Origin of the sequence: Actinomadura sp. NTSP31 (genome assembly GCF_041951385.1) — a bacterium.
In the GTDB taxonomy this organism is placed as follows: domain Bacteria; phylum Actinomycetota; class Actinomycetes; order Streptosporangiales; family Streptosporangiaceae; genus Spirillospora; species Spirillospora napierensis.
The window spans coordinates 11,823-37,912 of the sequence record NZ_JBGNUT010000045.1 but is presented as its reverse complement, the minus strand read 5'-3'; the positions used below and the strand labels follow the sequence as shown (position 1 = coordinate 37,912).

The 26,090-nt window shown below is 73.7% G+C and carries 23 protein-coding genes; 12 read left to right on the top strand and 11 right to left on the bottom strand.

All coding sequences use genetic code 11. The annotated features are described in order from the left end of the window. Window positions 1–372 precede the first annotated feature (372 nt). Window positions 373–1,236 carry a GNAT family N-acetyltransferase gene (locus ACA514_RS44555; RefSeq protein WP_375047541.1) on the top strand — a complete coding sequence of 288 codons (864 nt, stop codon included), beginning with the start codon at window positions 373–375 and terminating at the stop codon, window positions 1,234–1,236. 216 nt (window positions 1,237–1,452) lie between these two features. On the opposite strand, the gene ACA514_RS44550 is transcribed toward ACA514_RS44555, so the two are convergent. Beyond that, window positions 1,453–2,490 carry an amidohydrolase family protein gene (locus tag ACA514_RS44550; RefSeq protein WP_375047540.1) on the bottom strand — a complete coding sequence of 346 codons (1,038 nt, stop codon included), beginning with the start codon at window positions 2,488–2,490 and terminating at the stop codon, window positions 1,453–1,455. Between the two features lie 125 nt (window positions 2,491–2,615). On the opposite strand from ACA514_RS44550, the gene ACA514_RS44545 reads away from it, so the two are divergent. Next, the gene (locus ACA514_RS44545) at window positions 2,616–3,326 is read left to right on the top strand and encodes a TetR/AcrR family transcriptional regulator (protein ID WP_375047539.1); all 711 of its coding nucleotides are present in this window, start codon (window positions 2,616–2,618) and stop codon (window positions 3,324–3,326) included. Window positions 3,327–3,490: 164 nt separating this feature from the next. After that, the gene (locus ACA514_RS44540; protein ID WP_375047538.1) at window positions 3,491–4,135 is read left to right on the top strand and encodes a hypothetical protein; all 645 of its coding nucleotides are present in this window, start codon (window positions 3,491–3,493) and stop codon (window positions 4,133–4,135) included. Window positions 4,136–4,286: 151 nt separating this feature from the next. Here the strand turns inward: ACA514_RS44540 and ACA514_RS44535 are convergent, their stop codons facing one another. Continuing rightward, complete coding sequence (locus ACA514_RS44535; RefSeq protein ID WP_375047537.1) at window positions 4,287–5,324, bottom strand: PucR family transcriptional regulator; 1,038 nt, start codon at window positions 5,322–5,324, stop codon at window positions 4,287–4,289. 173 nt (window positions 5,325–5,497) lie between these two features. Between ACA514_RS44535 and ACA514_RS44530 the strand changes: the two genes are divergently transcribed. Both ACA514_RS44530 and ACA514_RS44525 read left to right on the top strand, forming a co-directional pair. Beyond that, on the top strand, window positions 5,498–6,193 hold the full coding sequence (locus ACA514_RS44530; RefSeq protein WP_375047536.1) for an SDR family NAD(P)-dependent oxidoreductase: 696 nt from the start codon (window positions 5,498–5,500) through the stop codon (window positions 6,191–6,193). Next, entirely contained in the window at window positions 6,193–6,906 is a 714-nt protein-coding gene (locus ACA514_RS44525; RefSeq protein ID WP_375047535.1) for an SDR family NAD(P)-dependent oxidoreductase, read from the top strand. The genes ACA514_RS44530 and ACA514_RS44525 overlap by 1 nt, the downstream gene beginning before the upstream one ends. Window positions 6,907–6,926: 20 nt before the next feature. On the opposite strand, the gene ACA514_RS44520 is transcribed toward ACA514_RS44525, so the two are convergent. From ACA514_RS44520 to ACA514_RS44510, 3 genes are read right to left on the bottom strand one after another with little or no spacing between them, the layout of a single operon-like run. After that, a complete protein-coding gene (locus ACA514_RS44520; protein WP_375047534.1) occupies window positions 6,927–8,612 on the bottom strand; it encodes a bis-aminopropyl spermidine synthase family protein in 1,686 nt (561 codons plus the stop codon). Between the two features lie 55 nt (window positions 8,613–8,667). Continuing rightward, on the bottom strand, window positions 8,668–11,085 hold the full coding sequence (locus ACA514_RS44515; RefSeq protein ID WP_375047568.1) for an ABC transporter permease: 2,418 nt from the start codon (window positions 11,083–11,085) through the stop codon (window positions 8,668–8,670). Then, complete coding sequence (locus ACA514_RS44510) at window positions 11,085–11,816, bottom strand: ABC transporter ATP-binding protein (RefSeq protein ID WP_375047533.1); 732 nt, start codon at window positions 11,814–11,816, stop codon at window positions 11,085–11,087. Before ACA514_RS44510 ends, ACA514_RS44515 begins: the two co-directional genes overlap by 1 nt. 124 nt (window positions 11,817–11,940) lie before the next feature. Here ACA514_RS44510 and ACA514_RS44505 point away from each other — a divergent pair, with 124 nt between their 5' ends. Beyond that, entirely contained in the window at window positions 11,941–12,546 is a 606-nt protein-coding gene (locus tag ACA514_RS44505; protein WP_375047532.1) for a response regulator, read from the top strand. On the opposite strand, the gene ACA514_RS44500 is transcribed toward ACA514_RS44505, so the two are convergent. Continuing rightward, entirely contained in the window at window positions 12,543–14,579 is a 2,037-nt protein-coding gene (locus ACA514_RS44500; RefSeq protein WP_375047531.1) for a sensor histidine kinase, read from the bottom strand. The two genes, ACA514_RS44505 and ACA514_RS44500, sit on opposite strands and share 4 nt — an antisense overlap. Window positions 14,580–14,667: 88 nt before the next feature. On the opposite strand from ACA514_RS44500, the gene ACA514_RS44495 reads away from it, so the two are divergent. From ACA514_RS44495 to ACA514_RS44480, 4 genes are all read left to right on the top strand, one after another. Then, window positions 14,668–15,291: a LysE family translocator gene (locus ACA514_RS44495; RefSeq protein WP_375047530.1), complete on the top strand. Its 624-nt coding sequence runs from the start codon at window positions 14,668–14,670 to the stop codon at window positions 15,289–15,291. Window positions 15,292–15,445: 154 nt separating this feature from the next. Continuing rightward, window positions 15,446–15,913 carry a hypothetical protein gene (locus tag ACA514_RS44490; protein ID WP_375047529.1) on the top strand — a complete coding sequence of 156 codons (468 nt, stop codon included), beginning with the start codon at window positions 15,446–15,448 and terminating at the stop codon, window positions 15,911–15,913. 10 nt (window positions 15,914–15,923) lie between these two features. Next, a complete protein-coding gene (locus ACA514_RS44485) occupies window positions 15,924–17,285 on the top strand; it encodes a WXG100 family type VII secretion target (RefSeq protein WP_375047528.1) in 1,362 nt (453 codons plus the stop codon). Between the two features lie 44 nt (window positions 17,286–17,329). Continuing rightward, complete coding sequence (locus ACA514_RS44480) at window positions 17,330–18,502, top strand: S8 family serine peptidase (RefSeq protein WP_375047567.1); 1,173 nt, start codon at window positions 17,330–17,332, stop codon at window positions 18,500–18,502. Between the two features lie 22 nt (window positions 18,503–18,524). Here the strand turns inward: ACA514_RS44480 and ACA514_RS44475 are convergent, their stop codons facing one another. The 3 genes from ACA514_RS44475 to ACA514_RS44465 are packed head-to-tail and all read right to left on the bottom strand — an operon-like array spanning window position 18,525 to window position 20,921. Next, window positions 18,525–19,925 (bottom strand): FAD-dependent monooxygenase, encoded by a 1,401-nt coding sequence (locus ACA514_RS44475; RefSeq protein ID WP_375047527.1) that lies wholly within the window; start codon window positions 19,923–19,925, stop codon window positions 18,525–18,527. 58 nt (window positions 19,926–19,983) lie between these two features. Then, the gene (locus ACA514_RS44470) at window positions 19,984–20,673 is read right to left on the bottom strand and encodes a response regulator transcription factor (protein WP_375047526.1); all 690 of its coding nucleotides are present in this window, start codon (window positions 20,671–20,673) and stop codon (window positions 19,984–19,986) included. A gap of 26 nt (window positions 20,674–20,699) precedes the next feature. Continuing rightward, complete coding sequence (locus tag ACA514_RS44465; RefSeq protein ID WP_375047525.1) at window positions 20,700–20,921, bottom strand: hypothetical protein; 222 nt, start codon at window positions 20,919–20,921, stop codon at window positions 20,700–20,702. Window positions 20,922–21,086: 165 nt separating this feature from the next. Here ACA514_RS44465 and ACA514_RS44460 point away from each other — a divergent pair, with 165 nt between their 5' ends. Further along, window positions 21,087–22,433 (top strand): histidine kinase dimerization/phospho-acceptor domain-containing protein, encoded by a 1,347-nt coding sequence (locus ACA514_RS44460; protein ID WP_375047524.1) that lies wholly within the window; start codon window positions 21,087–21,089, stop codon window positions 22,431–22,433. Between the two features lie 24 nt (window positions 22,434–22,457). Here the strand turns inward: ACA514_RS44460 and ACA514_RS44455 are convergent, their stop codons facing one another. After that, a complete protein-coding gene (locus ACA514_RS44455; protein ID WP_375047523.1) occupies window positions 22,458–23,582 on the bottom strand; it encodes an alpha/beta hydrolase in 1,125 nt (374 codons plus the stop codon). Between the two features lie 268 nt (window positions 23,583–23,850). Here ACA514_RS44455 and ACA514_RS44450 point away from each other — a divergent pair, with 268 nt between their 5' ends. Beyond that, window positions 23,851–24,705 carry a class I SAM-dependent methyltransferase gene (locus tag ACA514_RS44450; protein ID WP_375047522.1) on the top strand — a complete coding sequence of 285 codons (855 nt, stop codon included), beginning with the start codon at window positions 23,851–23,853 and terminating at the stop codon, window positions 24,703–24,705. 4 nt (window positions 24,706–24,709) lie between these two features. On the opposite strand, the gene ACA514_RS44445 is transcribed toward ACA514_RS44450, so the two are convergent. Next, window positions 24,710–26,059 (bottom strand): PucR family transcriptional regulator, encoded by a 1,350-nt coding sequence (locus ACA514_RS44445; RefSeq protein ID WP_375047521.1) that lies wholly within the window; start codon window positions 26,057–26,059, stop codon window positions 24,710–24,712. Window positions 26,060–26,090 lie beyond the last annotated feature (31 nt).

Below are 26,090 nucleotides of genomic sequence, written 5' to 3'. Positions count from 1 at the left end.
CTGCTCGTGCGACGCCCTTCCGACCAGTCCGCCAAGCACAGTCGAGTGGCGAACCGAACGCTCGCCGACGCGGAGCGAGCGAAAAATCTTGGCGACGACGCCTCGAGTTGGCCCACGGCCGCTTCACCGAACTCGTCGAAGAGAACCGCGATCTGCGCACGCAGATCGCCCGCCTCCACGAAGAATTACGCGCCCACCGAATCTCAGGGGCCACGACGAAGACAATGCCCACATCGCAAACACCCTGATCAGAGCCCATAGGAGCGACTTCGGCCCTGGGGAACATGGGTTCGGACGCCGTCGAAATGCGCGTGACGTCCGCCCCGTCCCTGCAAGACCATGTGTCCCATGGACTCCGTGCGGATCAGACTCATGACACCGGACGATCTGCCCGCCGCCCAGCGGGCCTCCGCCGCCGCCTTCCTGGAGGCCGACCGGATGGCCCGGCGCTGGGACGAGCCGGAGCCCGAGCCGCCGGACGAGGCGTCCGGCCGCCGCTGGATCGAGGGGATCGGCCACCACGTCGCGACCGACCCCGGCGGCTGCTGGGTCGCCGAGGCGGACGGCGGTGAGATCGTCGGCCTCGCGGTCGCGCAGAACCGGGGCGGCGTCTGGTACCTGGCCGTCTTCGGCGTCCTGCCGGGCCTCCAAGGCCAGGGCGTCGGCCGCAGGCTTTTCGACGCCGCCCTGGCGCACGCGGGCGACCGTCCCGGCCTGATCTCCTCGTCCCCGCACCCGGCCGCTACCCGCCGCTACCGCCTCGCGGGCTTCGCCCTGCACCCGCTGATGAGCATGACCGGACGCGTCGACCGCAGCGCCCTGCCCGCGATCGACGGCCTCCGCGAAGGACGCCCGGACGACTTCGAATGGATGGACGCGCTGGACGTGACCCTGCGCGGCGGCCCCCACGGCGCCGACCATCCGCACATGCTGGAGCGCCGACGGCTGATCGTCTCGTCCTCGCCGGGCGAGCGGCCCGGCTATGTCTATCTCGACAAGGACGAGGGGAATCCGATCCTGCTGGCCGCCGCGCAGGTCGAGACCGCCGAGCGGCTCCTGTGGGAGGCCCTCGCGCACACCCGGCAGAAGGCCGTCATCGGGCACATCACGGCCGGGAACCCCTGGGCCATCGACATCGGCCTGGCCGCCCGCCTTGACCTCGACCGGGACGGCTACCTCGCCGTGCGCGGGATTTCCGAACCGGCGCCCTATCTGGCGAGCAGGCATCATCTCTAAAAGGATCAGATCACCTGTCTGCACGGCGAATTCCGCACCCAAACGCCCTGATCAGGCAGGAACACCTCGACTCCACACGCAGCGGAGGCACTGCGGCACTTGGTTCTAACGAACCGGTCCGTGCCGAAGAGGGGCTTCTCTCTGTACTTCGGCTTCGGATGCGCAAGCCAGGTACCGGGTGAGAGGCGCGGTCGCGTCTAGGCCACCTGGCGGGCTTCAGGTTGCCGGGAGTTCGGCTGCGCGGGCGGTGAGGCGTTCCCAGTTGCGGTGGGCGATGTCGGCCTTCTGGTCGTCGGTGAAGGGCGCGTTCTCCAGGAAGGAACGCGCGGCGCCGTTGCTGGTGTCGACGTAGGGGAAGCCGCCGGGGCGGAAGCCGTAGGTGAAGGGGTAGTCGGTGGAGTACAGCATCCGGTCGGTGCCCATGACCTCGGCGGTCCAGCGCAGGTAGCGAGGGCTGTTGGTACCGCTGCCGGCCACCCAGAAATTCTGCTTGAAGTAGTCCGCGAGCGGCCGCTGAAGGCCGCCGGCCTCAGCGAAGAATCCGGTGTGGTCGAGGTAGAACATCACGACCTCGCCCCAGTGGCCGGCGATCACCTGCAGGTCGGGGAACCGGTCGAAGACACCGGAGAAGATCATTCGCAGGTACTGGACGCCCAGGTCGTAGTACCAGCCGATCGCCGCCCCGGCCAGCGGCGTGCCGATCCGGCCGATGTCGGAGTAGTAGGCGTCGACCACCGCCTGGACCGGCATCTGCGGGTGGAAGTGCAACGGCACCCTCAGCCGCTCTGCGGTGGCGTACAGCTCGTCGTTGTCGGGATGGTCGGCCAGCTTGTCCCCGGTGCGGCCGTACAGCATGGCGCCGGGGAAGCCCAGCTCGCCCACCGCACGTTCCAACTCGGCCGCGGCGGCCGCCGGCGACTGGGTGGGGATGGCGGCGAACGCCTGGAAACGGTCGGGACGCGAGGCGACGATCTCCGCGAGCTGGTCGTTGGCCTCGCGGGCCACCGTGATCGCGTCGGCCTCTGGCAGGTCCTGGACGCCCGGCGACGACAGGGACAGGACGGCGACGTCGATGCCCTGGTCGTCCATGTGGGCGATCCGCCGCTCACCGGTCTCGCGCAGGTTCCCGGCGATCGGGCCGTCCCCGAAGCCGCGTGCGGGGATCTCGGGCGACCCGGCCCGCTGGTACGCCTCGTAGACGGCGGGCACGACGACGGTCTCTTCCACTCCGGTGATCCGCAGGCGGTCGGACATGGCGATACTCCTTGCACTGTTTTCGATGGAAACGAGAGCACGATACCATCGATAGTATCCCTGTTATCGATAAGACGTTAACCTTGATACTTCGGTCGATACTCTAAGCGCGTTATCGTTGGTACATGCCCGGTGACCCGAACCCCGTGTCCAGCGCCGCGGTGCGCGAGCAGACTCGCCGCCGGATCATCGAAGTCGCGCTCGACCTGCTGGAACGCGGGGGCCGCGAAGCGGTCACCACCCGCGCGGTCGCCGAGGCCGCCGGATTGCAACCACCGGCCCTGTACCGGCTGTTCGGCGACAAGGACGGGCTGCTCGACGCCGTGGCCGAGTACGGGTTCACCCGGTTCCTGGCCGCCAAGCACCTGGACGCCGACCCGCAGGACCCGGTCAACGAACTGCGCGTCCGCTGGGACACGGCGGTGGACTTCGGACTGGCCAACCCCGCGCTGTACGCGCTGATGTACGGCGAACCCGCCCGGTCCACCACCGTCTTCTGGAAGGGCCTGGGACTCCTCGCGGACCGCATCCGCGGTCTGGCCGTCGCCGGCCGACTGCGCGTCAAGGAGGACCTCGCGGCCCAGATCATCCACGCCACCGCACGCGGCGCCGTCCTGACCTGGCTGTCCCTGCCCGAGTCACAGCGCGACCGCGCCCTCCTGGTCGAGCTGCGCGAGGCGATGATCACCGCCGTCACGGACCAGGAACCGGCCGTTAAGGAACAGGGCCCGGCCGGAGCCGCCCGCGCTCTGCGCGCCTCGCTGCCCGACCAGGACGCCCTAAGCCCCGGCGAACAGCAGCTACTGACGGAATGGCTGGATCGGCTGTCCCCGTAGCCGTCCCTGCCATCGCGTCGCGGTCGGCAGCTCCGGTGACGGGGTCAACGAGGCGTCCGCGGCGGCATCGCGATGGGACACGCCTTGGAGACCGCCGCCTGGCGTCTCCGGCGCTCTGGTCCGCGATGAGAGATCGGCCGGGGGCTTGTCGGTACCGTGCAGGTGTGCTCGCCGAACCCGCGCCCGCCCTCAGCGATCTCGCGCTGGGCCTGATCGTGGTCGTCCTCGCCGTCAGGCTGGGACGGTCGCAGGTCGCGCACCGGTACTGGCGCACGTCCTTCTGGTGGGCGGGAGCCGCGGCGCTGGCCGGCTTCGTCCACCACGGCGTCGTGAAGCACTCGGCGCGCTGGACCGGGCCGAGCTGGGCCGTCATCAGCGCGATGGTCGTCATCGCGGTGTCCTACCTGCTGGCCGCGACCGTCGCCGAGGTGCTCGGTCCGCGCCATCAGAGGACGTTCTGGGCCCTGCGGTCGGTCGGGATCGCGGCCTACGTCGTCCTGGCGGTCACCGGCCATGCCGGGGTCGACGCGCTGCTGGCCTGCGAGAGCCTCACGATGATCAGCATCATCGCGCTGTGGGCGCTGGCGGCCCGCCGCCGGCACCCGATGGCCGGCGCGGTGATCGTGGCGCTCGTCGCCGACGGCGCCGCAGCAGCAGCCAAGGCCATCGACCCGGCCATCACCCAACGCGTCGCGCTGGACCCGACCTCGCTCTACCACCTCGCCCAGATCTCGGGCATGGTCCTGCTGTACGCGGCGGTCAGCACGCCGCGCCGCCCCGATCCCGAACCGCGCGTCCTCCCCGGGTGACCGGACCCTGGCACCTCAGGCTGCTCCGGCGCCCGCAGGGACGGCATGGAGGAGCCTCGACCACGAGCGCCTCGACGAGCTGGCGCGGGACCATCCCCGGCTGCACCGCGGCGTGGCGCGCCGCAGCTCGTCCAGGCGCGCGTTCCGGGGGTCAGGCCCAGAGGGCTATGGCGAGGGCTATGCGGTCCTCGAAGTCGAGGGGGTCGCGGCCGGTCAGGGCCTCGATGCGGGACAGCCGGTTGCGCAGGGTGCTGGGATTCAGGGACAGCGCGCGGGCCGCCGGGCCGACGGCGCCGCCCGCGTTGAGGAAGGCGCGCAGCGTCTCGGTGAGCCTGCCGTCGTGCGCCTCGTCGTAGTCGGCTAGGGGGCGGGCGATCTGGTCGGTGAACGGGGCGACCTCGCCCGGGTCGAGGCGGCGGAGCAGGGCCCGGAAGGTGGCGAGGTCGGCGGCGTGCACGATGCCGCCGGTGCGGCGGGCGGCGTCGAGCGCGGCGAGGGCGTCGGTCAGCGAGCGGGGCAGGTGCTCCAGGGGGCCGGACGTGCCGATGCCGGCGAGGTCGGTCCCGGCGTACGCGTCCCCGGTGATCATGAACGCGACGTCGTCGTCCACGCCGATGACGCCGGAGGCGGCGGGCGCCTCGCCGGCCGGCATCGCGACCGCGACCAGCGCGCCGGGGTCGAGCCCGGCGTCCTCGACCCGCGGGAGCAGGGTCTCGGGGGGCACCAGGCCCCGCTGGACGTCGCGCAGCAGCCGGCCGGTCTCCGCGCGCTCGCCCCATTCGTCGCGGGTGGAGGCGAGCTCGGCGGCGAACCAGTCGGCGAAACCGCGGAACGGCACCTCGGGCGGGACCTCGACCAGCGGCAGGCCGAGCCGGTCGCAGTGCCGCCGGAGCGCGTCCGGGACCGTCTCGGTGACGTCGCCGACGCCGTAGCCGATCGCGCCGCCGCGGCCGGCCTTGACCGAGGCGGCGAACGCGGCGCAGGCGTCCGGGTCGCGCAGGGACGCCCCGGCCGTCAGCACGACCTCGTTGCCGCGCAGGTAGGGGCCGGGGTCGAGCAGTTCGGTGGAGTGCGCCGAGCGGATCGTCCGGTCCAGGCCGGCGGCCCCGGCGACCAGCCGCAGCCGGAAGTGCGGGACCTCCAGGAGCCGCCGGACGGTGAGGCGCGGCATCGCGGGATCGCTGCTCACACGGCCACCTTCTCACCACGGCTCCGCGCCGCGGGCAGGCCGGGCGCCACGTTTTGGAGAAGGTCACGACAAGCCCCGCGTCCTGCAGAGCATTTGGCCAAGAAACGGCCATGCCCCTTGCCACCTGCACCAATGCCGGGTTTGCCTGGGTTACCAGGAGATGGGGAGTGCGGATGCGCGAGCGAGTCGCGCTCGTCACCGGGGCGGCCGGCGGGATCGGCGGCGCGATGGTGCGCGAGCTGTCGGGACGCGGCTGGACGACGGCCGCGCTCGACCTGCGCCCGGCGCCGGACGCCGACTACGGGGTCGGGGTGGACGTCGCCGACCCCCGCCAGGTGGCCGCGGCGGTCCGCCGGATCGAGCGGGAGATGGGGCCGGTCGAGGCGGCGCTGTGCGCGGCGGGGCACTACGCGCTCGTCCCGGTGTCCGACATCGCCTGGGACGACTGGAAGCGGATGCTGCGGGTCCATCTCGGCGGGCTCGTGAACGTGTGCCGCGCGGTGACGCCCGCGATGGCGGAGCGCGGGCACGGCACCGTGGTGGGCGTGGCGTCTGACCTGGCCCTGGCGGGCGGTGACGCGGAGGCGCACTACGCGGCGGCGAACGGCGCGGTGATCGGCCTCGTCCGGTCGCTGGCGGCGGAGCTGGCCCCGTCCGGGGTGCGGGTGAACGCGGTGGCGCCGGGGCCCACCGACACGCCGATGCTGCCGCCCGACTCGCCGTGGCGGCGGCCCGCCTTCCTGCAGACCCTCCCGGCGGGCCGGCTGTCGTCCCCGGAGGAGATCGCGCTCGCGGCGGCCTACCTGGTGGAGGACGGGACGTTCTGCGCCGGCGAGGTCCTGTCGCCCAACGCCGGGGCGGTGATCTGATGGCGGTCGCGCTGATCACCGGTGCCGGCGGCGCTCTCGGCGGGGCCGTCGCGCGGCGGCTGGCGTCCGCGGGGCACGTCGTCGCGCTGAACGACCGTCTCGGGCGCGGGATCGACGGGCTCGCGGCGGAGCTGGGCGGGGTCGCCGCGGCCGCCGAGGTGTCCGACCCGGACGCGGTGCGGGAGATGGTGGAGCACGTCGAGCGCCGCACCGGCGAGCAGATCGGGATCCTCGTCGCGAACGCCGCGTGCTCTCCGCTCGCGCCGCTCGCCGAGCAGGACCTGGACGACTGGTGGCGGACCGTGGACGCCGACCTCGGCGGGGCGTTCGCGTGCGCGCAGGCGGTCATGCCCGGGATGGTGGAGCGCGGCGGCGGGCGGATGGTGCTGGTCTCCTCCGAATGGGGGGTGATCGGGCGTCCGGACGCGACGGCGCACTCGGCGTCGAAGGCGGGGATCATCGCGCTCACCAAGTCGCTGGGCCGCGAGCTGGCGCCGCTGGGGATCGCCGTCAACGCGGTCGCGCCGAGCGTGCTCGGCACCGCGGAAACCGCCGACGAGAGCGGCGAGGCCCGCGCGCGGGTGCCGCTCGGCCGGCTCGCCGAGCCGGCGGAGGTCGCGGCGGCGGTCGCGTTCCTCGCCGACGACCGGCTGCCGACCCTCGTCGGCCAGATCCTGCACGTCAACGGCGGCACGACCCGCACCCGCGCGTGACCCCCGCGCGGGCGGGCCGGTCAGTCCGGCAGGGCCTCGACGGAGCGCCGGACGTCGCGTCCGAGCACGGCGAGCAGGTGCGCCGGGAGGTCGACCAGCGACCGTTCGAGCAGGTCGGGACGGTCGGCGGCCGTCCCGATCAGCCCGCGCGCCTCGGCCTTGGTGAGCGTGCGCCCCTCGGCCTTCCGGAGCGCGATGAGGCCCTCCCGCCAGCCGTTGCCGATCTTGCCGTGCGCCCGCGCGCGGATGTACGCCAGGACCCGTTCGGCGGCGTCCGCGGGCTCGTCGTTCCGCTCGGCCAGGACCAGCGCCGTCCCGGGCGACGGGGTGCCGCGGAGCAGGCGTTCGATCCGGTATCCGGGGGCGGCGAGCCGCCGGAACCCGCGCTGCCCCTCGGCGTCGCGCAGGAACGGCTCGTCGTTGCGGCAGACGAGGCCGACGCGGGGCGCGTTGGCGGCCAGCAGCGCGCGGGCGGCCGACCCCCCGAACCCGGGGTAGAGGTTGATCAGCACCGTGCCGTGACCCTGGAGGTTGCGCGGCAGCGGGGCCGCCAGGAAGTCGCGCAGCGGGATGCGGCGGCCTGCGGTTTTGGCGGGCCATCCGTCGCCGACCAGCAGCGGGGCGTCGCCCCCCGCCAGTTCGAGGACGCGTTCGGCCGCCGCCTCGTCCAGGGCGTCCGCGCCGGCCTCCACCGACTGGGCGCCGTGCGTGTACATCGCGGTGCGCGGGTCGTCGGCGGCGGCGCGGGCGGCAGCGGCGGTCCGCTTGGTGGGACGCAGCACGTACAGGGCGGCCGTGCTGCCGATGGCCTGCGCGCCGACATAGCGGTTGAAGCCCGGAAGCATCGCCTCGTAGGCCAGATGCAGCGGATTCAGCGCCTTCTGGACGGCGAGCCCGAGCGCCGGCTGCTGCTCGCCGAACCCGTAGGCGAGCAGGACGCGGCCGTTGCGGTGGTCCTGGAGCCCCTGGAGGCCGCGGGCGACGAACAGCCCGACGCCGTCCGGGGTGTACGGCGGGTCGGTGAAGACCAGCTGGCAGGAGTCCCGCAGCGCGGCGGGCAGGCCGAGCCGCAGGTCGGCGGCGTGGCAGCGGACGTCCCAGCCGCGCCGGGCGGCCTCGGTGTCGAGGAACTCCAGCAGCCGCTCGTCGATGTCGGCCACGCTCACCCGCAGCCCGTCGGCGCCGCCGGCGGCGAACAGGCCGAGCGAGGTCAGGTCGTGGTCGCCGACGCACAGCACGTGCGCGCCGCGCAGGTCGAAGCCGTCCAGCATGAACCGCGCCCGCTTCAGGACGGTCTCGGCGGTCGCGGGCACGTGGTCGAGGGCCTGGACGGGCGGCGGGGCCGCGACGATCAGGGCGTCCATCGCGGCGAGGGCCGCCGGGTCGCGGCGGGCCCGCTCGGTCCACGGGTCGGCGATCCCGGCCGTCGCGGCGTCCCCGAATACCCCGTCGTATTCGGGGACGTGCCGCCGCGCGATCCGGCGTCCGTCGCCCGACGGCTCCAGGTGCGGTTCGAGCGCCCGGAACACCGCCTCGACCGTCCGCCGCGACGTGCCGGTCAGGGAGACGACGTCCTCGACGGTGCGGAACGTCCCGTCCGTGAGCAAATGCCCGATCCGGTCGATGCGCCGTGCGTCGATCCCGAAACCGGCCCGCAGGTCGCGGACGGCGTCCGGAGCGGGTCGCGGCGAGTCGTCCTGTGTCATGTGCGGGCCTGGTTCGTTTCGTCGGGGACGGATGCGGACCGATCCTATGCGCGTCCTACTCGCGGGCGCCGATGACGTCGGCGGGACGGGCCGCCATCGCCAGCCGGGCGGGCAGCGCCGTGGCCGCCGCCGCGAGGAGGGCGCCCCAGGCGAGAACGCCCAGGTGGGCGAGCGGCGGGACGTACGGGGCGCCGCCGGTCATGCCCTGCCCGAACGCGGTGAGCACGGCGAGCGCGATCGCGGTGCCGAGGACGCCGGCGATCAGCACCACGGCGAGCGTCTCCCAGCCGAGCATCCGCGCGATCTGGCGCCGGGTGGTGCCGACCAGCCGCAGCAGGGCGAGCTCGCGGGCCCGGTCGGCCGTCGACATCGCCAGCGTGTTGACCACGGCGATGGCGGTGAACGCGATGATCAGGCCCATGGCGACGTAGTTGACCTCGGCGTTCGTGGACGCCTTGTCCTCGGCCGGCGACGCGGCGTCCGTCGTCGGCACGCCCTTCGGCGCGGTGCCCGCGATGAGGAGCGTCCCGCGCGGGTCGTCCACGTGGGCGGCGAGGAGGTCGTGGGCGACGGTCAGGTCACCGAAGCCGAGCCCCCGTCCGTAGACGGCGATGACCTTCGGCGCCATGGGCGTGCCGTCGCCGAGGGTGAGGCGGAGCGTGTCGCCCGGTGCGACGTGCAGGCGGGACGCCGCGGTCGTGCTGACGGCGATGGACGACGCGTCCAGATTCCTGATGTCGCCCTTGCGGACGTCCAGGTCCATGGTCTTGTCGAGCCCGCTGGGCGTGACGCCCTGAATGCCGTAGTTCTCCAGGCCGACCCGGACGGTGCTGTGCACGACCTCCGTCACGGCGGTGACACCGGGCGCGCGGCGGATCTCCTCCGCCGTGCCGTGCGGGACCTTGGGGCCGGCGATGTGCGCGGCGACCGTGCCCTCGGTCGCCTGGCGCGCGGAGGCGTGCCCCATGGTCGTCTGGACGAACAGGATCGTGGCCGTCAGCCCCATCATCAGCGTCAGCGGCGTGATCACGGACGCGAGCCGCCGCGCGCCGGCGCCGAGGTTCGCGGCGGCCAGCCGCCCGCCGACCGGGAACGCGCGCAGCGGGACGCCGAGGACGGCGACGGCGGCGCGGGCGATGACCGGGCCGAGCAGCGCCACGGCGACCGTCCAGACGATCGCGGCCAGCATCGTGACCGGGCTCGACGCGGCCTCGGTGTGCAGGCCGGCGAGGACGACCGTCAGCACGACGGCGCCCGCGAGGACCAGCAGCCCCGCCGCAGCGCGGACGGCGCCGAGCCGGGCCGGGCGCAGCGCCGCGTCCCCCAGGGCCTCCACGGGGCGGATCCGGGCCGTGCGGCGGGCGGCCAGCCGGGCCGCCGCGACGGCGGCGACCACGGCCGCGACCGCCGCCGCGGCCGGCGGGAACGGGCTGACGACCAGGTCCAGGTTCGGGGGCAGGGCGCCGAGGCCGCGGAACCGGTCGCGCAGCCAGAACGCCAGCGGCAGCCCGGCGGCGGCCCCGAGCGGCCCGGCGACGAGGCCGACGAGCAGCGCCTCGCGCCCGATCATGCGGCGGACCTGCCGGGGCGTGGCGGCGACGGCGCGCAGCAGCGCGATCTCCCGCTCCCGCTGCTGCACCGACAGCGCGAACGTGCCGGACACGACCAGGATCGCGACGAGCAGGGCCGTGCCGCCGAGCGCGCCGCCCATGCTGATCAGCTTGATGCGGGACTTCTCCGCGCCCAGGAACTCCGCCTTGCCGCGGTCCATCCCGGTGTGGACGGTGGCGCGGGTGCCGCGCAGCGCGCCGGTGATCGCGGTCTTCGAGCCGGTCGCGCCGATCGCCGTGACCATGCCGGGATGCCCGGCCAGCCGGCGCGCCTCGGCGGTCGAGAAGAAGATCGCCGCCTGGTCCTCCAGCGCCTGCCGCGTCACTCCGGAGACCCGGTAGACGCCCGGCTCGGCGGACGCGACCCGCACCCGCGACCCGGCGTGCAGGCCGTTCGCGCGGGCCGTCGCGGCGTCCACGACGATCTCGTCGCGGGCGCCCGGCGCCCGGCCCTCCCGCAGCGTGAACGGGGTCAGCCCGGCCGACTCCCAGCCGTGCCCCCACGACTCGTCCGCTCCGGAACCGATCTCGGCCGGGAACGCGACCTCGGTGACCACGTCGCGGGCGCCCGCCGCACGGACCCGATCCGCGACCGACACCGGCAGCCAGGCCCGCTCGGCGATCGCCTTCGCCTTGTGCTTGACCTTGCCCTTCTTCTTGACCTTGGTCTGGTGGACGAACTGGTCGCCGGTCACCACCACCGGCGCGCCCGCGTACCGCTCCGGCGCGACCGAGCCGCGCAGCCCGGTGTCGAGCAGGACTCCGCACGCGCACACCAGCGCCGCCGCGCACAGCAGCGCGACGAACGCGCCTGCGAAGCCGGCCTTGCGGTGCCGCAACGTGGACAGCACGATCCGCAGCATCAGTTCCACGCCCCCATCCGGGTCATGCGAGCCGCCACCTTGTCGCTGGACGGCGCGTCCATCGAGTCGACGATCCGGCCGTCCGCCAAGAAGAGGACCGTGTCCGCATAGGACGCGGCGACCGGATCGTGGGTCACCATCACGACCGTCTGGCCCATGCCGTCGACGGTCTCGCGCAGCAGGGACAGCACGTCCCGTGCCGTCATCGTGTCGAGCGCGCCTGTCGGCTCGTCCCCGAACACGACCTCCGGACGGGTCACCAGCGCGCGCGCTATGGCGACACGCTGCTGCTGCCCGCCCGACAACTGGGCGGGACGGTGCCCGAGGCGTTCGCCAAGCCCCACCCTGCCAACGACCTCATCGAGCCATTTCCGGTCGACTCGCGTACGCGAGAGCAGCAGCGGCAGGGTGATGTTCTGCTCCACCGTCAGCGACGACACCAGATTGAACGCCTGGAACACGAAACCGACCCGCTCACGGCGCAGCTCCGTCAGCTTCGTCTCGTTCATGGAGGACAGCTCCGTGTCCCCCAGCCGGACGCTGCCGGACGTGGGCGTGTCGAGGCCCGCCGCACAGTGCAGGAACGTGCTCTTGCCCGACCCGGACGGGCCCATGACGGCCGTGAACCGGCCGCGCGGGATGCCCGCCGTCACCTCGCGCAGCGCCGCCACCGCCCCGCGCCCCTTGCCGTACACCTTGCTGACCGCGTCCATCCGCACCGCTTCGTTCATACGGACAAGTCTTCTGACCTGGGGCTTCACGGACCAGAGACGTCATCACCGGTCACCCGTGACCTCGTCATGGTCCGACCCGTGACGCGGTCACCGGTCTGCATGTCCTGGTAGACATTGCACCGTGATCAAGGTGCTTCTGGCGGACGACCACCACGTGGTGCGCAGCGCCCTGGCCTCGCTGCTGTCGCTCGAGCCCGACCTGACCGTGGTGGCCGAGGTGGACCGCGGTGACGAGGTCCTCGCCGCCGCCCGCTCCGCCCGTCCGGACGTCGCGGTCCTGGACGTCGACATGCCGGGAATGGACGGTCTCGCCGCGGCGGCCGCCCTCCGCGACGCGCACCCGGACATCGCGACGCTCATCCTCACCGGCCACGGCAAGCCCGGCCACCTGCGCCGCGCCCTGGCGGCGAACGTCCGCGGCTTCCTGCTGAAGACCGCGCCGCCCGACGAGCTCGCCGCCGGGATCCGCAAGGTCGCCGCCGGCGAGCGGGTCCTCGACCCCCAGCTCGCGCTCACCGCCTGGGACCTCGCCGACAACCCGCTCACCCCGCGCGAGACGGACGTGCTGCGGCTGGCCGCCGAGGGCGCCGAGGCCCCGGAGATCGCCGCGCGGCTGCACCTGTCGGCCGGGACGGTCCGCAACTACCTGACCGCCGTCGTCACCAAGCTCAACGCCCGCAACCGCACCGACGCCGCCCGCATCGCCCAGGAGGCGGGCTGGCTCTAGCCGACGGCCGCTTCCACCCGGAAGTTCCCCTGGCCGTCGGCGCGCGCGCTGAGCGTCCCTCCGAACGAGGCCAGGCGCGTCGCCAGGTTCCCGATTCCCGACCCCGGAGCCGTACGGGGCGCCTCCGGATCCAATCCGTCGTTCTCCACCACGAGGCGGACGGTACCGCCGTCCCGCGCGGTCGTGATGGCGCAGCGTTTCGCGGCGCTGTGGCGCAGCACGTTGGTCACGGCCTCACGCAGCACCGTGCTGAGCACCGCCGACGTCTCGTCCGCCAACTCGCCGTGCGCGAGTTCCATCTCCACTTCGACGCCCGCCGCCGTCAGCACGGACCGCGCCGAGCGCGCCTCCCCGTCCAGCGACAATTCCGCTTCGCCACCGGTCGCGGTCTGCAGGTCCTTGCCGGCTCGTTCCGCCATGGCCACGACCTCGTCCAGCTCCGCCCGCGCGCGCGCCGGATCCACGTCCGCCAGCCGCCGCGCCAGCTCGCATTTGAGGAGGATCGCCGCCAGGCTGTGCCCGAGCAGGTCGTGCAGATCGCGCGCGGCCCGCAGCCGCTCCTGCACCGTCGCCGCCCGCGCCAGCTCCTCCCCGGCCACCCGCAGATCCCGGACGAGCCACGCAAGCCGGACGAGCCCGTACACCACCAGGCCCGTGACCAGCGTGCTGATCACGTAATTGGTGACGGCCGCCGCCCCCAGGCCCAGCGCCCACGCACCGGCGCCCACGCCCGCCATCGTCGCCACCACCAACGGGACGGCGAACCTCACCGGGACACCCACCAGGAGCGTCCCGACAAGGAACCCCGCAACGCCCAGCCACGCCTTCCCGAACAGCGGGACGGGCGCGAAGCTCAACACGGCTAGGAACAGCCCCCACGCCCTTGGCTGTCCACTGCTCGTCCACAGGAGCTGTAGCGCGCCGATGAGAACGAGCATCACCGCCGCAGCCGCCCACTCCAGCCCCCAAGGAACCATGAGCAGTCCCTTGATGGAGAACCCGGCCAGTACGGCGGCCAAGAGTCCCACCGAGAGCCGGTAGGCGGTCCGGTCCGGCAGGCTCACCGGCCGCTCCCCCGCCTTCATCGAAACCTCGACCGCGAACCTGCCGTCCTCCTCCAGACCTGTGGCAAAGTCACCGCCCGCGGCCCTCACCCGCTGCGCGGCGTCCTCCAGCCCCTCCGCGCCCCTCTCCACCGTGCGGACGCCGTCGTTCACCACGCGCAGCCGTACGAACCCGTCCTCTTCCGAGGTCTCGATAAGGCAGTTGTGTGCCGTCCCCACCCGCACCACGTCGGTGACGGCCTCGCGCAACGCCATCGCCAACAGGGCCCCTGCCGGCCCCAGTGGCTCCCTATGGCCCGTCCGTACTTCCGTCTGGACGCCTGCCGCCTCCAACAGCGCGCGCGCCGCCGACGCCTCGGGCGCCAGCGACATGCTCCGGAAATCGGCCGCCGCCGCCCGCGCCTCGTTCAGCGACCGCCGCGCGACGTCCAGCACGTCCGCGATCGCCCCGGGCCGCTCGACCGCGCGCCGGCTCCCGTCCGAGATCTCCCGCAGCCCCTCGCCGAGGCCCCGGTTCAACTCCGCCGCGATGCGCAGCCGCTCCCGCGCCACCGCCGCCATCGTCAACGGCAACCGCGCGGCCACCGTGTCGTCCACCCGGTCCGCCAGCCGCACCAGCCCGTAGACGACGAGCCCGGTGAGCAGGCAGGTGATCGTCACATCGGCGTCACCGAGGACCGCCGCGCTCCCCACGACCACCACCGCGAGCGGCCACAGCCCCGCCAGCACGAGCGACCCCGCGACGAACCCGAGGATCCCCAGCGACGTGCCGAACGCCAATACACCGGCGTAAGCCGCCGCCGCCTGGACGGGAATGCCCCACCGCCACCGGCCGTCGCGCGAGACGACCCGCACGACCTGGACGCCCAGGACGACCGCCACCAGGGCGATCGCGGCCCCGATCCGGCCGGCCCCGGCCGTCCGCGCGGGCGCCGCGAGCACGTACACCCCCGCGAACGACGCCAGCACGGCCCCGACGATCGGCCGCGCCGTCCCCCGCACACCAGCCCCCACAATTCGGATGTACCTCGCCTACCCGGCGTGGCACGATCCTGCCATGCCGATCGACCAGCACCTCCTCGCCGCCTTCCTGCTGACCTCGGTCATCGCGATGCTCGTGCCCGGCCCGGACATGCTGTTCATCCTCGGCTGCGGCATGCGCGGCGGCCCCCGCGCCGGGCTCCTCGCCACCGCCGGCGTCGCCACCAGCGAGGCCGTCCACGTCGCCGTCGCCGCCGCCGGCCTCGCCGCCCTCTTCGCCGCCGTCCCGATCGCCTTCGCCGCCGTCCGCCTCGTCGGCGCCGCCTACCTCATCTACCTGGGCGTCCAGACCATCCGCCACCGCAACGCCCAGGACGACGCCCCCGCCGCCGCCCCGTCCGGCCGCCGCGCCTACCTCAACGGCCTGCTGACCAATCTGCTGAACCCCAAGATGGTCACGTTCACCATCGCCTTCCTCCCCCAGTTCATCAACCCGCGAATGGGCGACGTCTGGCTCCAGTTCGCCATTCTCGGCGCCATCCTGATCGCCCTAGAATTCCTCGTCGACGGCACGGTCGGCGTGCTCGCCGGCCGGATAGGCGAATGGCTCCGCCGCCGCCGCACCGCCCGCAGCCGGCTGGACGTCGCGACCGGCTCCCTCTTCATCGGCCTCGGCCTCCGCCTCGCCGCGAAACCCTGACCCTCCGGATCCGGTCGCCCGATAAAGGATCTTGCCGCCTTCCGAATCGCGCGATCCCTGACACCCGGTCAAGCCGTGTGAAAGAGTCGTCAGCGGTGCCGCCGGGACCGCACTGACGGCACGGACCGGCGCGACGGGGCTGGAGGGGAACGCCATGCCGCCTGTGGATCCGAGATCGGTGCCGCCCGGCGCCTACGGCAACTGGCCGGGCCTCAACCAGACCGGCGACCTCCGCGTCGACCGCGCCCGCCTCCGCGCCATAGCCAAACGCCTCGAATCCGACCTCGAAGAGATCATCGAGGCCAGCAAGGAGCTCCAGCGGGCCGACGCCGACGACGCGGCCTACGGCACCTGGGACGCGGCGAAGGCACTGGTCCCCAGTATCAGGCGAGGCCATTCGGTATTGGCCGACCAGCACAGCGCCTTCCTGTTCGAGGCGCTGCGAACCATCAAGATGCTCCGCCGCACCGCACAGGCCTATGACGACGCCGAGGCGGAACTCGAAAGACGCGTCGCCGTTGTACAGCGGCAACTTCAGCAAGCTCAGACCGATTCCGGTTCGCCTGGGAAGCCCCCGTCTCCCGTCGCCTCGCCGCGCTCTGGACCCGGGTCGTTGGAGTGAGGGAGCGCAGATGACGGACGAGCACACCTTTCCCATGCGCGAGAGCGCCCCGACAGGGTCACCGGCAAGCTATGACCGCAAGAGCATCGAGGAACTGCTGAAGTCCAGCGAGCCCGGCGCGGTGACGGAATCGGGACACGCCTACGTCAGGTTCTCCCAGGCCTATCAGCGGATCACCCAGCGGCTCGCCCAGGCGGGCCACGACCTGAACGAGGCCTGGTCGGGCACGGACGCGGCGGCCGCGCAGGTGCAGATGCGCGACCTCTGGGCATCGAGCCACACGATCAGCGCCACCGCCCGCGATTTCGGTACCGCCGTCGAACGCCACGGCTCGGAATACCTCGGCTGGTACAAGAACAGCATGCCGCAGCCGAAGACCGACGCCGAAGCACGTTCCTGGATGCAGGGCGCCAACGAACGCATCACCGAGACGTGGACGTCCCTTCCACCGAACATCTCGACACAACTGCCGAACAACCTCATGACGTACGGCGCTCCCATCACCCCTGGCGGATCCGGTGGCACCCCCGCTTCCGGGGCGCCGGCCGGTTCGGGCGGCTCGGCCGTATCCGGAGGCTCCAGCGATCTGTCATCGACCCCTACCCCGGCCGGCGCCCCGAGCGGGTCCACCAGGCCGGGCGCCGCAGCCCCCTCAGGCACGTCGCCGCACTCTGGCAGCGCGCCTCTCGTGCCCTCCACCGGCGGCGGGTCGCCCTACGGCGGGCGGCCGAACACCCCGGGCAGCCCCTCGGGCGGCGGCGGGGGAACGGATCTGTCCGGCGTCGTCCCTCCTGCGGGCAGTGGCGGCGGCAACAGCGGCCCGCCGCTCACGACACCGCCGACCTCCCCCTCCGGTTCGTCCCTCGGTCCGGGCGCGGGGCCTCAACCTTCCCAGCCGGGCGGCCCTGGCCTCGGTCTCCCCGGCGGTGGCGCTTTCGGCCCTCCCGGACGGGCTGGGCTGGACCTGCCCGGCCGCACCGCGCTCGGTCTTCCGGGCGGCGGAGCCGGATTTTCGCAGGGCCGTCCCGGTTCCGAGCCCGGGGGGCTGGACCGCAACGGCGTCATCGGCCGGAGCCGGTTGGGGCCGCCTCCCCCACCAGAGGCCGGAGCCCCCGGTGAGGTTCCGGCGCCCCGCACGGGCCCGATGGGAATGGGCCCGATGACCGGTGCGGGCGGCTCGCCCCACGGAGACCGGGAGCGTGATCGCGGCTCCTGGCTGAGCGAAGACCCCGACGTCTGGAACGAGGACATGCAGGTGGCTCCCAGCGTGCTCGGCTCCGAGCCCAATCGTCCTCAGAGCAAGCAAGGCGAGAGAACGGCGAAGGACAACGGCCGAAAGCGCGGTGGCGGATTTCCCGGGGACGGCGTGTGAACCTTCTCCGCCGCCTCATCGCAGGTGCGGGAGCATTGAGCCTTGTGGCGCTCACCGCTCACCCGGCCCTGGCGGAGCCACGGCCGCGTAAGGACGAGTGGTGGTTTCCGGCTTGGGGCATCGAGAACGATGTCTGGCCCCTTTCGAAAGGTGCCGGCGTCACCGTCGGCGTCCTCGACTCGGGCGTCAATCCTCATCTTCCCGAGCTGTCCGGGGTCGTCCTCAAAGGGGCGGACACCGCGGGTGGGAAGAGCGACGGCCGCAAGGACCTCGACGCGAAGGGCCACGGCCACGGCACCACGATGGCCATCATGATCGCGGGACAGGGGGGCGGGAGCAGCGGCTTCGCGGGCATCGCCCCCGAAGCCAAGATCCTTCCAGTGCACGTGCTGTCGATAGACGTCGTGGGCCCCGACCGCGTCGACGGTTATAAGGCGATCGCCGACGGCATCCGTTTCGCGGTCGACAAGGGCGCGAAAGTGCTGAACCTGTCCTTCGGCGCCGGTGCGCCGGGCACTCCCGACCAGTGTTCACGGGAAGTCCGCGACGCGGTGGCTTACGCGATACAGCACGACGTCGTCACCGTCGCGGCGGCCGGCGACACCGGGAACACGAACAATTTCCCCGAGGCGCCCGCGTCCTGCCCGGGTGTTCTGGCGGTCGGCGGCGTCAACGCCGATCTGCGGCCTTGGGAAGGCACTCAGCGGCAGCCCTACGTCTCCATCGCCGCTCCGGCGAGCGGCTCGGTGGCGGTCGGCAAGACGGGCACGATCTACTCGGATGCGCAGGGAACCAGTGCGTCGGCGGCGCTGGTGTCAGGGGCGGTGGCTCTGGTCCGCTCGCATAATCCGAGCATGTCCGGCCGTACGGTCGTCCAGCGGCTCATCGCCACCGCTCTGCCGATCAACAAGCCCGTCCCCGACAAGGCGACCGGCTACGGCGCCATCCGCATCAACCGCGCCATGGACCCCGCGAAGTACCCGGTGCCGGCCGGCGCCGCCAACCCTGTCTACGCCAGATTCGACCAGTCACAGCGCGCCGCGCAGAAGGTGAGCGCCGCGTCGTCTTCCCCCGCCGCCGAGTCGCACCGATCGAGCGGTGGGCCGTCTCCGGTGGTTTTTGCCGGGATTGCCGGGGGTGTTGTGCTTTTGGTCGGGGTTGGTGCTTTTGTTTGGCTTCGCGGGCGGCGCCGTCCTCGTCAATCGGCCTCTGTCTAGGGTTCTGCCGCAGGCCGCCTTTTCAGCGGAGGTTGAGGCGGGAGAGGTACGTGGTGGTGGAGTCGGGGTCGCCGGTGTGGGCTCGGTAGCCGTCGGGGCGGACGAGGACGAGGGTCGGGGCGGTGATGCCGTAGGCGGCCTCGGCGTCGGGGTTGCCCGTGATGTGGACGGCGCGGACGGCCGGTCCGAGGGGCGGGGCCTCGGTGTTGAACGCCAGCAGGGTGAAGTGGGGGCCGCGGAAGGCGTCGAAGAGGGTGGTGCCGTCCGCGAGGAGGACGTTGGGGGCGCGGGTGCCGCCGAGGGGGCCGGACGAGAGCGGGCTGTCGGGGTAGGCGAGGAGCAGCTGCCGGGTCTCCTCGCCGCGCCGGTAGGCGTCGGCCTGGCCTTCGGCGGCCTTCCGGTAGAGGGCGGTGCTGATGCCGAGGACGCCGGCGGCGACGGGGAGCCGCTCCTCCTCGTAGGTGTCGAGGAGGAGCGGGGACGCGCCGGAGAGGGCGGCGGCGAGCTTCCAGCCGAGGTTGTAGGCGTCCTGGACGCCGGTGTTGAGGCCCTGGCCGCCGGCGGGCGAGTGGACGTGGGCGGCGTCGCCGGCGAGGAGGACGCGCCCGGAGCGGAACCGTTCGGCCATGCGGATGTTGACGCGGTGGACCGACGCCCAGCCGAGGCCGGTGAGGCGGAGGTCGTCGCGGCCGGTGCCGGCGGTGAGGTGCTTCTGGTACGTGGCGAGCGAGAGCTCCGGGTCTTCGCCGGGGGCGAGGGGGCCGGTGAACTGGAAGTCGGATGTGCCGGGGAGCGGGCAGAGGCCGATGCGAGGGGTCCGGGTCTCGGGGTCGGCCCACATGTGCCAGTGGTCGCGGTCCAGGTCGGGGGTCCGGACGTCCCCGATGAGCATGCGCTCCTCTTCGCGGGTCTCGCCGAGGAACGGGACACCGAGGGTCTTGCGGACGGTGCTGCGCCCGCCGTCGGCGCCGACGAGGTAGGCGGCGCGGACGGTCGTGCCGTCGGTCAGGACGGCGGTGACGCCCTCGTCGTCCTGCGTGAAACTCGAAAGGCCCACGGTGTCGACGCGGCCGCCGAGGGCGGTGAGGCGGTCGCGGAGGATCCGCTCGGTCCGCCACTGCGGCACCATCAGGACGTTCGGGTACGGGACGGCGGGGGTCGGCGGGACGGGCTCGTGCATGCGGCCCTCCCAGACGACGTCGGCGCCGGCGTAGGCGCGCAGCGGCGGGTAGGGGGCGCCGGCCGCGCGGACGGCGTCGATGACGCCGAGGTCGTCGAAGACCTCGAGGGTGCGGGGCTGGAGGCCCTTGCCGCGCGAGCCGGACGGGTGCCCGGGGTCGACGATGCGGTGCGGGACGCCGCGGCGGGCGAGGTCGACGGCGAGGGTGAGGCCGGTCGGGCCGGCGCCTGCGATGAGGATCATGGGTCCCAGGATCGGGAGCGGCCCTGGCAGATCGCTGGCAGCGCGCTGGCGGCGGCTCTCAGTCGCGTTCGTAGCGGTAGCCGCGGCCCCGCAGGGTGGTGATGCTGCCCGGGTCGGCGCCCTGCTGGGCGAGCTTGCGGCGCAGGGCGGAGATGTGCACGTCGAGGGTCTTGGTGGGGCCGAACCAGTTGGTGTCCCAGACCTGGTCGATGAGGTCCTCGCGGGTGACGACCTCGCCGGCGCTGGACACCAGCCGGGCGAGCAGGTCGAACTCCTTGGGGCGCAGCGCGATCTCGGTGCCGGCGTAGCTGGCGCGGCGGGCGGCGAGGTCGAGGGTGAGGCGGCCGGCGGTGACGAACCGCTCATCGGCGCGGCCGGCGCTGCTGCGGCGCAGGTGGGCGCGGAGCCGGGCCATCAGCTCGGTGAGCCGGAACGGCTTGGTGAGGTAGTCGTCGGCGCCGGCGTCGAGGGCGACGACGACCTCGAACTCCTGGGTGCGGGCGGTGAGCACGACGATCACCGCGTCGCGCAGCACGGTGCGGAGCCGCCGGCACAGGGTGACGCCCTCGATGTCGGGGAGCCCGAGGTCCAGCAGGACCAGGTCGGGGGCGCGGCGGGACGCGCTGTCGAGGGCGTCGCCGCCGGTGGCGGCCCAGTCGGCCTCGTAGCCGTGCGCGGCGAGGGCCTCGGCGAGCTCGCTGCCGATGGCCTCGTCGTCCTCCACGACGAGCACGTACGGTCCGGCCATGGTCCCGATGGTACGGACGGGGGCGGTCACGTGCGGGCGGGGACGGCGGTCGCCCGGGCGCCGGGCCGCCGCGGCGGGCAGAACGAGCCGTGGGTGGTCGCGGTGACGGCGTCGGTGACGGCGTCGACGACCTTGCCGAGCCGGGAGCCGGGCTCGTCCGCGCAGTCGCGGTGGACGTGGACCGCGTGGCCGAGCCCGACGCCGGCCAGCGCCGTGACGATCAGTACGCCGATGAGCAGCCTGCGCATGATCGTGCCTCCCCCTCTCGACGCCGGCGTCAGCAGGCAACCTAGTGCGGGGCGCGTGAGCGGCGGCTGTGCGGCGGGTTAGGGCCTCGCTTACCTTGGCGCGGCGCGTCCGCGCGGCGGGCCGGGGCGTCCCGGCCGCGGCTATCCTCCGGGCGGGAGGCGAGTGTGGACGCGGTTGCGAGGACGGCGCCGCTGCGGCGCAGGCTGCTGGTCACGATCGCGGGGATCACCGCGGTGGCGGTGGCGCTGCTGATCATCCCGCTGGCGGTGGCGGTGCAGCGGCTGTACCGCAACGAGGCGGTGACGAGGCTGGAGCGGGACGCGACCCGCGTCGCGGCGACGGCGCCGGACGACGAGGCGCGGCGGCCGCGGCCGATCCGGCTGCCGGAGGGCCTGAACGAGCGGCTGCGGGTGGGGATCTACGGGATCGACGGGAACCTGCTGACCGGGGAGGGCCCGCCGCACTCGGGCGCGGCGCGGCAGGCGCGGGACGGGCGGTTGCACCAGCGCGACGAGCACGGCCGGCTGGTGGTGACGGCGCCGATCCCGTCGGACGAGGGCGTGACGTCGGTGGCGCGGGTCGGGATGCCGGAGCGGGTCGTCGCCCGGCGGATCGAGCGGGCCTGGTGGGTGATGGCGGCGTTCGCGCTGCTGATCATCGGGCTGGCGGCGTTCGTGGCGCGGTACCAGTCGCGGCGGCTGGCGCGCCCGCTGGAGCGGCTGACGGCGGCGGCGCAGGCGCTCGGGGACGGCGACTTCACCGTCCGGGCGCGGTCGTCGGGGGTGCTGGAGGCGGACGAGGCGGGCCGGGCGCTGGAGGTGACGGCGCGCCGGCTCGGGTCGATGCTGGACCGGGAGCGGGCGTTCAGCGCGGACGTGTCGCACCAGCTGCGGACGCCGCTGACCGGGCTGCTGCTCGGGCTGGAGTCGGCGCTGGAGCGGCCCGGGGCGGACCTGGCGGCGGCGGTGCGGACGGCGGTGCGGCGCGGCGAGCACCTGCGCGACATCATCGACGACCTGCTGAGCCTGGCGCGGGACGCCGCTCCGAACCGGGAGCGGCTGGACGTGCCGGGGCTGCTGGAGGAGCTGCGGCTGCGGCCGCCCGCGGGCCGTCCGCTGGAGGTGGCGGCGCGGGGGCCGCTGCCGGAGGTGCACGCGTCGGCGTCGGCGGTGCGGCAGATCCTCGGGGTGCTGCTGGACAACGCGCAGGCGCACGGCGCGGGGCGGGTCACCGTGGAGGCCAGCGACATCGGCGGCGGCCTGGCCATCGACGTGTCGGACGAGGGGCCCGGCGTCACCGAGGCCGAGGACATCTTCGCGCGCCGGCACTCAGGCGGCATGGGGGACGGCGGGCACGGGATCGGGCTGGCGCTGGCGCGGGGCCTGGCGGAGGCGGAGGGCGGGCGGCTGGTGCTGCGCCGGCCGTCCCCGCCGATCTTCACGCTGCTGCTGCCCGCGTCCGAACCCATGCCCGAGCCCGCGCCCGAGGACGCCGCCGACGGCGGCGGCTGATGGCGCGCCCGATCCGCGTGGCCGTCATTCGGCCTTGAGGTGGGTGCCGAACCAGCGGAGCGTCGCGGGGACCATGCGGCGGAACGTGCGGTAGTTGTGCCCGCCGGACGGCAGGAACAGGCTGTCGGCCCGCGTGGGCGGGCGGATCCCGGCGATGAACCGCTCGTTCTCCGGGAAGGTCTTCTCGCCGACCCGGCAGGACGCCACGAGGAGGGAGATCGGCGGGGCGGGAAGGTGCTTCTCGCGCCACAGGAGGTTGCTCTCGTCCTGGAGGGCCTTGTTCCCGCCGAACAGCTTGCCCGTCGTGATGTCCTGGATCGTATTGAAGTATCCGGACAGTGACGCCGCGGCCGAGTAGCGGTCGGGGTGCTTCATCGCGAGCTTGGCGGCACAGAACCCGCCGGTGGAGTCGCCCATGATCCCCCAGCCGGTGCGGGCGGCGGCGACCCGGTAGTGCGCCCACATCGCCAGCGGCACGTCGGCGGCGAAGAAGCTCTCCACCTGCGGACCGCCGGGCACGTCCGCGCACTCGGTGTCGCGCGGCGGCGCCTCCGTCGGCCGCATCAGCACGTAGACGGCGGGCGGGAGCCCGGCCCGCTCCCCCTGCCTGACCAGTTCGGGAAAGCGCATGGTGTGCAGCAGCGCGGTGGGATGCCCCGGATAGCCGGTCAGGACGACGATCACCGGAAAGCGCGTCCGGGCGTACGCGGGCTGGTAGTACTGCGGCGGAAGCAGCACAAAGGATTCGGCGCTCAGTCCCGTTTCCTGGCCCTGGAAGCGATATTCCTCTACCGCGCCGGATACGGCGGCGTCGCGTTTGGTGGCGGCACTGCCGAGCCTTTTGACCGTGGCGGTGTCGATCTGCTTCACCGGCCCGCCGGCCTTCGCCATCACGTGCTTGATCCGCGCGGGCGCCGCGTTGGTCGCGAACAGGTCGTCCCAGCCGGAGTAGAACTCGAAGTGCGCGTTGACGGCGACGAGCACGGCGAGCAGCGTGACGGCCTGCGTCCCGGCCAGCAGCCCGAGCCTGGCGGCGACGGCGCCGGCCCCCGAGCGCGCGCCCCGCGGCCACCACCACAGGGTGAACGCGAACAGGCCCGCGACCGCCAGGAACAGCAGCGCGATGAATCCGCCTCCGGTGAGTCCCATGCCCTCCCCCTAAGGCAGCCGGTCTTCGTCCGACCGCCAAGTTAGCCACCACCGCATCAGCCGGACGACAACGCCGGGTTAGCTCTGCGTTAACCCGCCTCCGGCGGCACTGGGTAAATACGGAGGGCGCACCGAAAAGAATGCCGCTAGATCTTGACGCGAGGTATATGGGGAATTTATTTGCGGCTGCTATGATGGCGTTATCGCCGAATAGGCTGCCTTTCTCGAGCGCTCCGGGAACACCGGAGCCGGAAGGAGGGCAGGCTCGATGAACGAAGGACAGCCCAGCCGCACCGCGCTGTCGGCCGCGGCGGCGCGGGCCGCCCACCCGCTGGTGGACGACCGGCCCCTCATCTTCACCGATCCGCTCGCGCCGCGCCTGCTCGGCGGCCTCGCGGACGAGATGATCGGCTATCACCGGAGCAACGGCGGGCACATCATCCTCGCCGGAACCCGGACCGTCACCACCGTCCGCAGCCGGTACGCCGAGGCACGGGCCGGCGCGTTCGGCCAGTACGCGATCCTCGGCGCGGGCCTGGACACCTACGCCTTCCGCGCGCCCGCCGGCCGGCGCGTCTTCGAGGCCGACCATCCGGCGACGCAGGAATGGAAGCGGGGGCTGCTGGACGCCGCCGGGATCCCCGTGCCCGAGCACGCCTCGCTCGTCCCGGTGGACTTCGAGGCGCCGGACGGGCCGGTCCGGCCGCTGGCCGCGGCGGGTCTCGACACCGCGCGCCCGGCGCTCGTGAGCTGGCTCGGCGTCGCCTACTTCCTCACCCGCGACGCCGTCGCCGGGACGCTCGCCGAGATCGGCCGCCTCGCACCCGGCACCGAGCTGGTCATGGACTACGCGCTGCCGCCCGGCCTGCGCGACGCCGACGGCGACGCCTACGCCGAGATCGCCGCGCGGGTCGTCCGGGACTCCGGCGAGCCGTCCCGGACGTGGTTCGCGCCGGACGAGGTGAACGCCCTGCTCAAGGACCACGGCTTCGACGTCGTCGAGAACCTGACCCTGGAGCGGGCCGTCCCGCCCCGGGCGTGGCGGCGCACCGACGCGCTGCGCCCCTTCGACTACTTCCGCCTGGTCCGCGCCGTGGTCACCGGTCGACCGGTCACCGGCTAGCCGGTCAGCCGGAGGCGTCGCGCCGCTCGCCCGGGGCCGGGCCGTGCAGCCGGACGGCGCTCAGGGCGAGCGCGATCTCGACCAGGTCGCGGGGGTGGGCGAGCGTCCGGCCGGTGAGCTGCTCGACCTTGCGGAGCCGGTTGAGGACGGTGTTGCGGTGGCAGAACAGCCGGTCGGCGGCGCGGGCGGCGGAGCCGTCGCAGTCCAGCCAGGTGGTGAGGGTGGCGAGCAGGACGTCCCGGAACGCGGGGTCCACGCCGGTCAGGCCGCCGAGCGCGACGTCGCCGAGCCGCCCGGCCAGCCGGGGCTGGGACAGCACCAGCGCGTCGGGGAGGCGCCGGTCGAGGCGGGCGATCTGCCGGCCGGAGCCGCGGCAGGTCCGCAGTGCCAGCTCGGCCAGCCAGCGCGCGCCGCCGAGCTCGGCGAGGGAGTGCACGACGGGGCTGACGCCGGCGTGCGCGTGGGCGTAGGGGCGGACGGCCTCGACGAGGTCGTCCAGCTCCGCGGCGCCGAGCGCGACGAGCGCGACCTGCGCGTCGGCGCGCAGCCGCCAGATGAACCGCATCCCGCCGATGTCGCCCGGGCGCCGGTCGCGGCCGCCGGAGAACTCGCGCGCGAACCCGCCGGCGAAGCCGCCCTCGGCACCGAGCATGACCACCGCGTAGCGGCCGGCGGCCGGCAGCCCGAGCACGGACGCGGCGGTGGCGAGCAGGCCGCCGTCCGCGCCCTGCCCGTCCAGCAGCGCGTCCACGATCGCCTGGACGCGCTCCTCGCTGCGCCGGGCCAGCGACAGCTCGGTCTGGTGGTAGGCCGCGGCGGCGGCGCCGGACTGCTCGTCGATGGTGTCCCAGGTGCGGGTCGCCTGCCGGACGAGCGCGGGCACGTTGCCGGGGTCGTGCCGGCCGACGACCTCGACGACGGCCTCCCAGAACACCCGCCCGGCCAGCCGGTACGAGCGCAGCAGCTGGTCCAGCGGCTGGCCCTGATGGGCGCGGCGCCGCCCGAGCCGGCGCGCCCAGTCCAGGTCGGCGCGGCCCCGGCCGGGGTCGAGGATCGCCTCGAAGCCGTGCCCGAGCCCGGTCCGGCAGACCTCCGACAGGTCGCCGCGCAGCTGCTCGGAGCGGTCGCCGTCGTCACCGGCGAGGATCTCGGCGGCGAGCCGGTCGGCGAGGTCGGGCAGCCGGTCGGTGAGCCGCAGCACCGCCTTGCGCAGGATCGCCCGGTCGTCGTCCGCGCGGCCCGGCTCCCGGCCGAGGGGGTCGCGGCGCGGCGGCTCGTGGGCGGGGTCCCCGCGGAGGGCCTCGCCGCTTCCGGCGTCCGCGCGTTCCGTGGTTCCCGACCGGCCTGCCGTCATCGCCCGCCACCTCCGGCACAATGCAGGGGGG

Excerpts from the sequence above, each read along its gene's own strand:
- ACA514_RS44555 (WP_375047541.1), top strand. The coding sequence starts at position 373 with ATGACACCGGACGATCTGCCCGCCGCCCAGCGGGCCTCCGCCGCCGCC.
- ACA514_RS44550 (WP_375047540.1), bottom strand. The coding sequence starts at position 2,490 with ATGTCCGACCGCCTGCGGATCACCGGAGTGGAAGAGACCGTCGTCGTG.
- ACA514_RS44545 (WP_375047539.1), top strand. The coding sequence starts at position 2,616 with ATGCCCGGTGACCCGAACCCCGTGTCCAGCGCCGCGGTGCGCGAGCAG.
- ACA514_RS44530 (WP_375047536.1), top strand. The coding sequence starts at position 5,498 with ATGCGCGAGCGAGTCGCGCTCGTCACCGGGGCGGCCGGCGGGATCGGC.
- ACA514_RS44525 (WP_375047535.1), top strand. The coding sequence starts at position 6,193 with ATGGCGGTCGCGCTGATCACCGGTGCCGGCGGCGCTCTCGGCGGGGCC.
- ACA514_RS44520 (WP_375047534.1), bottom strand. The coding sequence starts at position 8,612 with ATGACACAGGACGACTCGCCGCGACCCGCTCCGGACGCCGTCCGCGAC.
- ACA514_RS44515 (WP_375047568.1), bottom strand. The coding sequence starts at position 11,085 with ATGCTGCGGATCGTGCTGTCCACGTTGCGGCACCGCAAGGCCGGCTTC.
- ACA514_RS44510 (WP_375047533.1), bottom strand. The coding sequence starts at position 11,816 with ATGAACGAAGCGGTGCGGATGGACGCGGTCAGCAAGGTGTACGGCAAG.
- ACA514_RS44495 (WP_375047530.1), top strand. The coding sequence starts at position 14,668 with ATGCCGATCGACCAGCACCTCCTCGCCGCCTTCCTGCTGACCTCGGTC.
- ACA514_RS44490 (WP_375047529.1), top strand. The coding sequence starts at position 15,446 with ATGCCGCCTGTGGATCCGAGATCGGTGCCGCCCGGCGCCTACGGCAAC.
- ACA514_RS44485 (WP_375047528.1), top strand. The coding sequence starts at position 15,924 with ATGACGGACGAGCACACCTTTCCCATGCGCGAGAGCGCCCCGACAGGG.
- ACA514_RS44475 (WP_375047527.1), bottom strand. The coding sequence starts at position 19,925 with ATGATCCTCATCGCAGGCGCCGGCCCGACCGGCCTCACCCTCGCCGTC.
- ACA514_RS44470 (WP_375047526.1), bottom strand. The coding sequence starts at position 20,673 with ATGGCCGGACCGTACGTGCTCGTCGTGGAGGACGACGAGGCCATCGGC.
- ACA514_RS44465 (WP_375047525.1), bottom strand. The coding sequence starts at position 20,921 with ATGCGCAGGCTGCTCATCGGCGTACTGATCGTCACGGCGCTGGCCGGC.
- ACA514_RS44455 (WP_375047523.1), bottom strand. The coding sequence starts at position 23,582 with ATGGGACTCACCGGAGGCGGATTCATCGCGCTGCTGTTCCTGGCGGTC.
- ACA514_RS44450 (WP_375047522.1), top strand. The coding sequence starts at position 23,851 with ATGAACGAAGGACAGCCCAGCCGCACCGCGCTGTCGGCCGCGGCGGCG.
- ACA514_RS44445 (WP_375047521.1), bottom strand. The coding sequence starts at position 26,059 with ATGACGGCAGGCCGGTCGGGAACCACGGAACGCGCGGACGCCGGAAGC.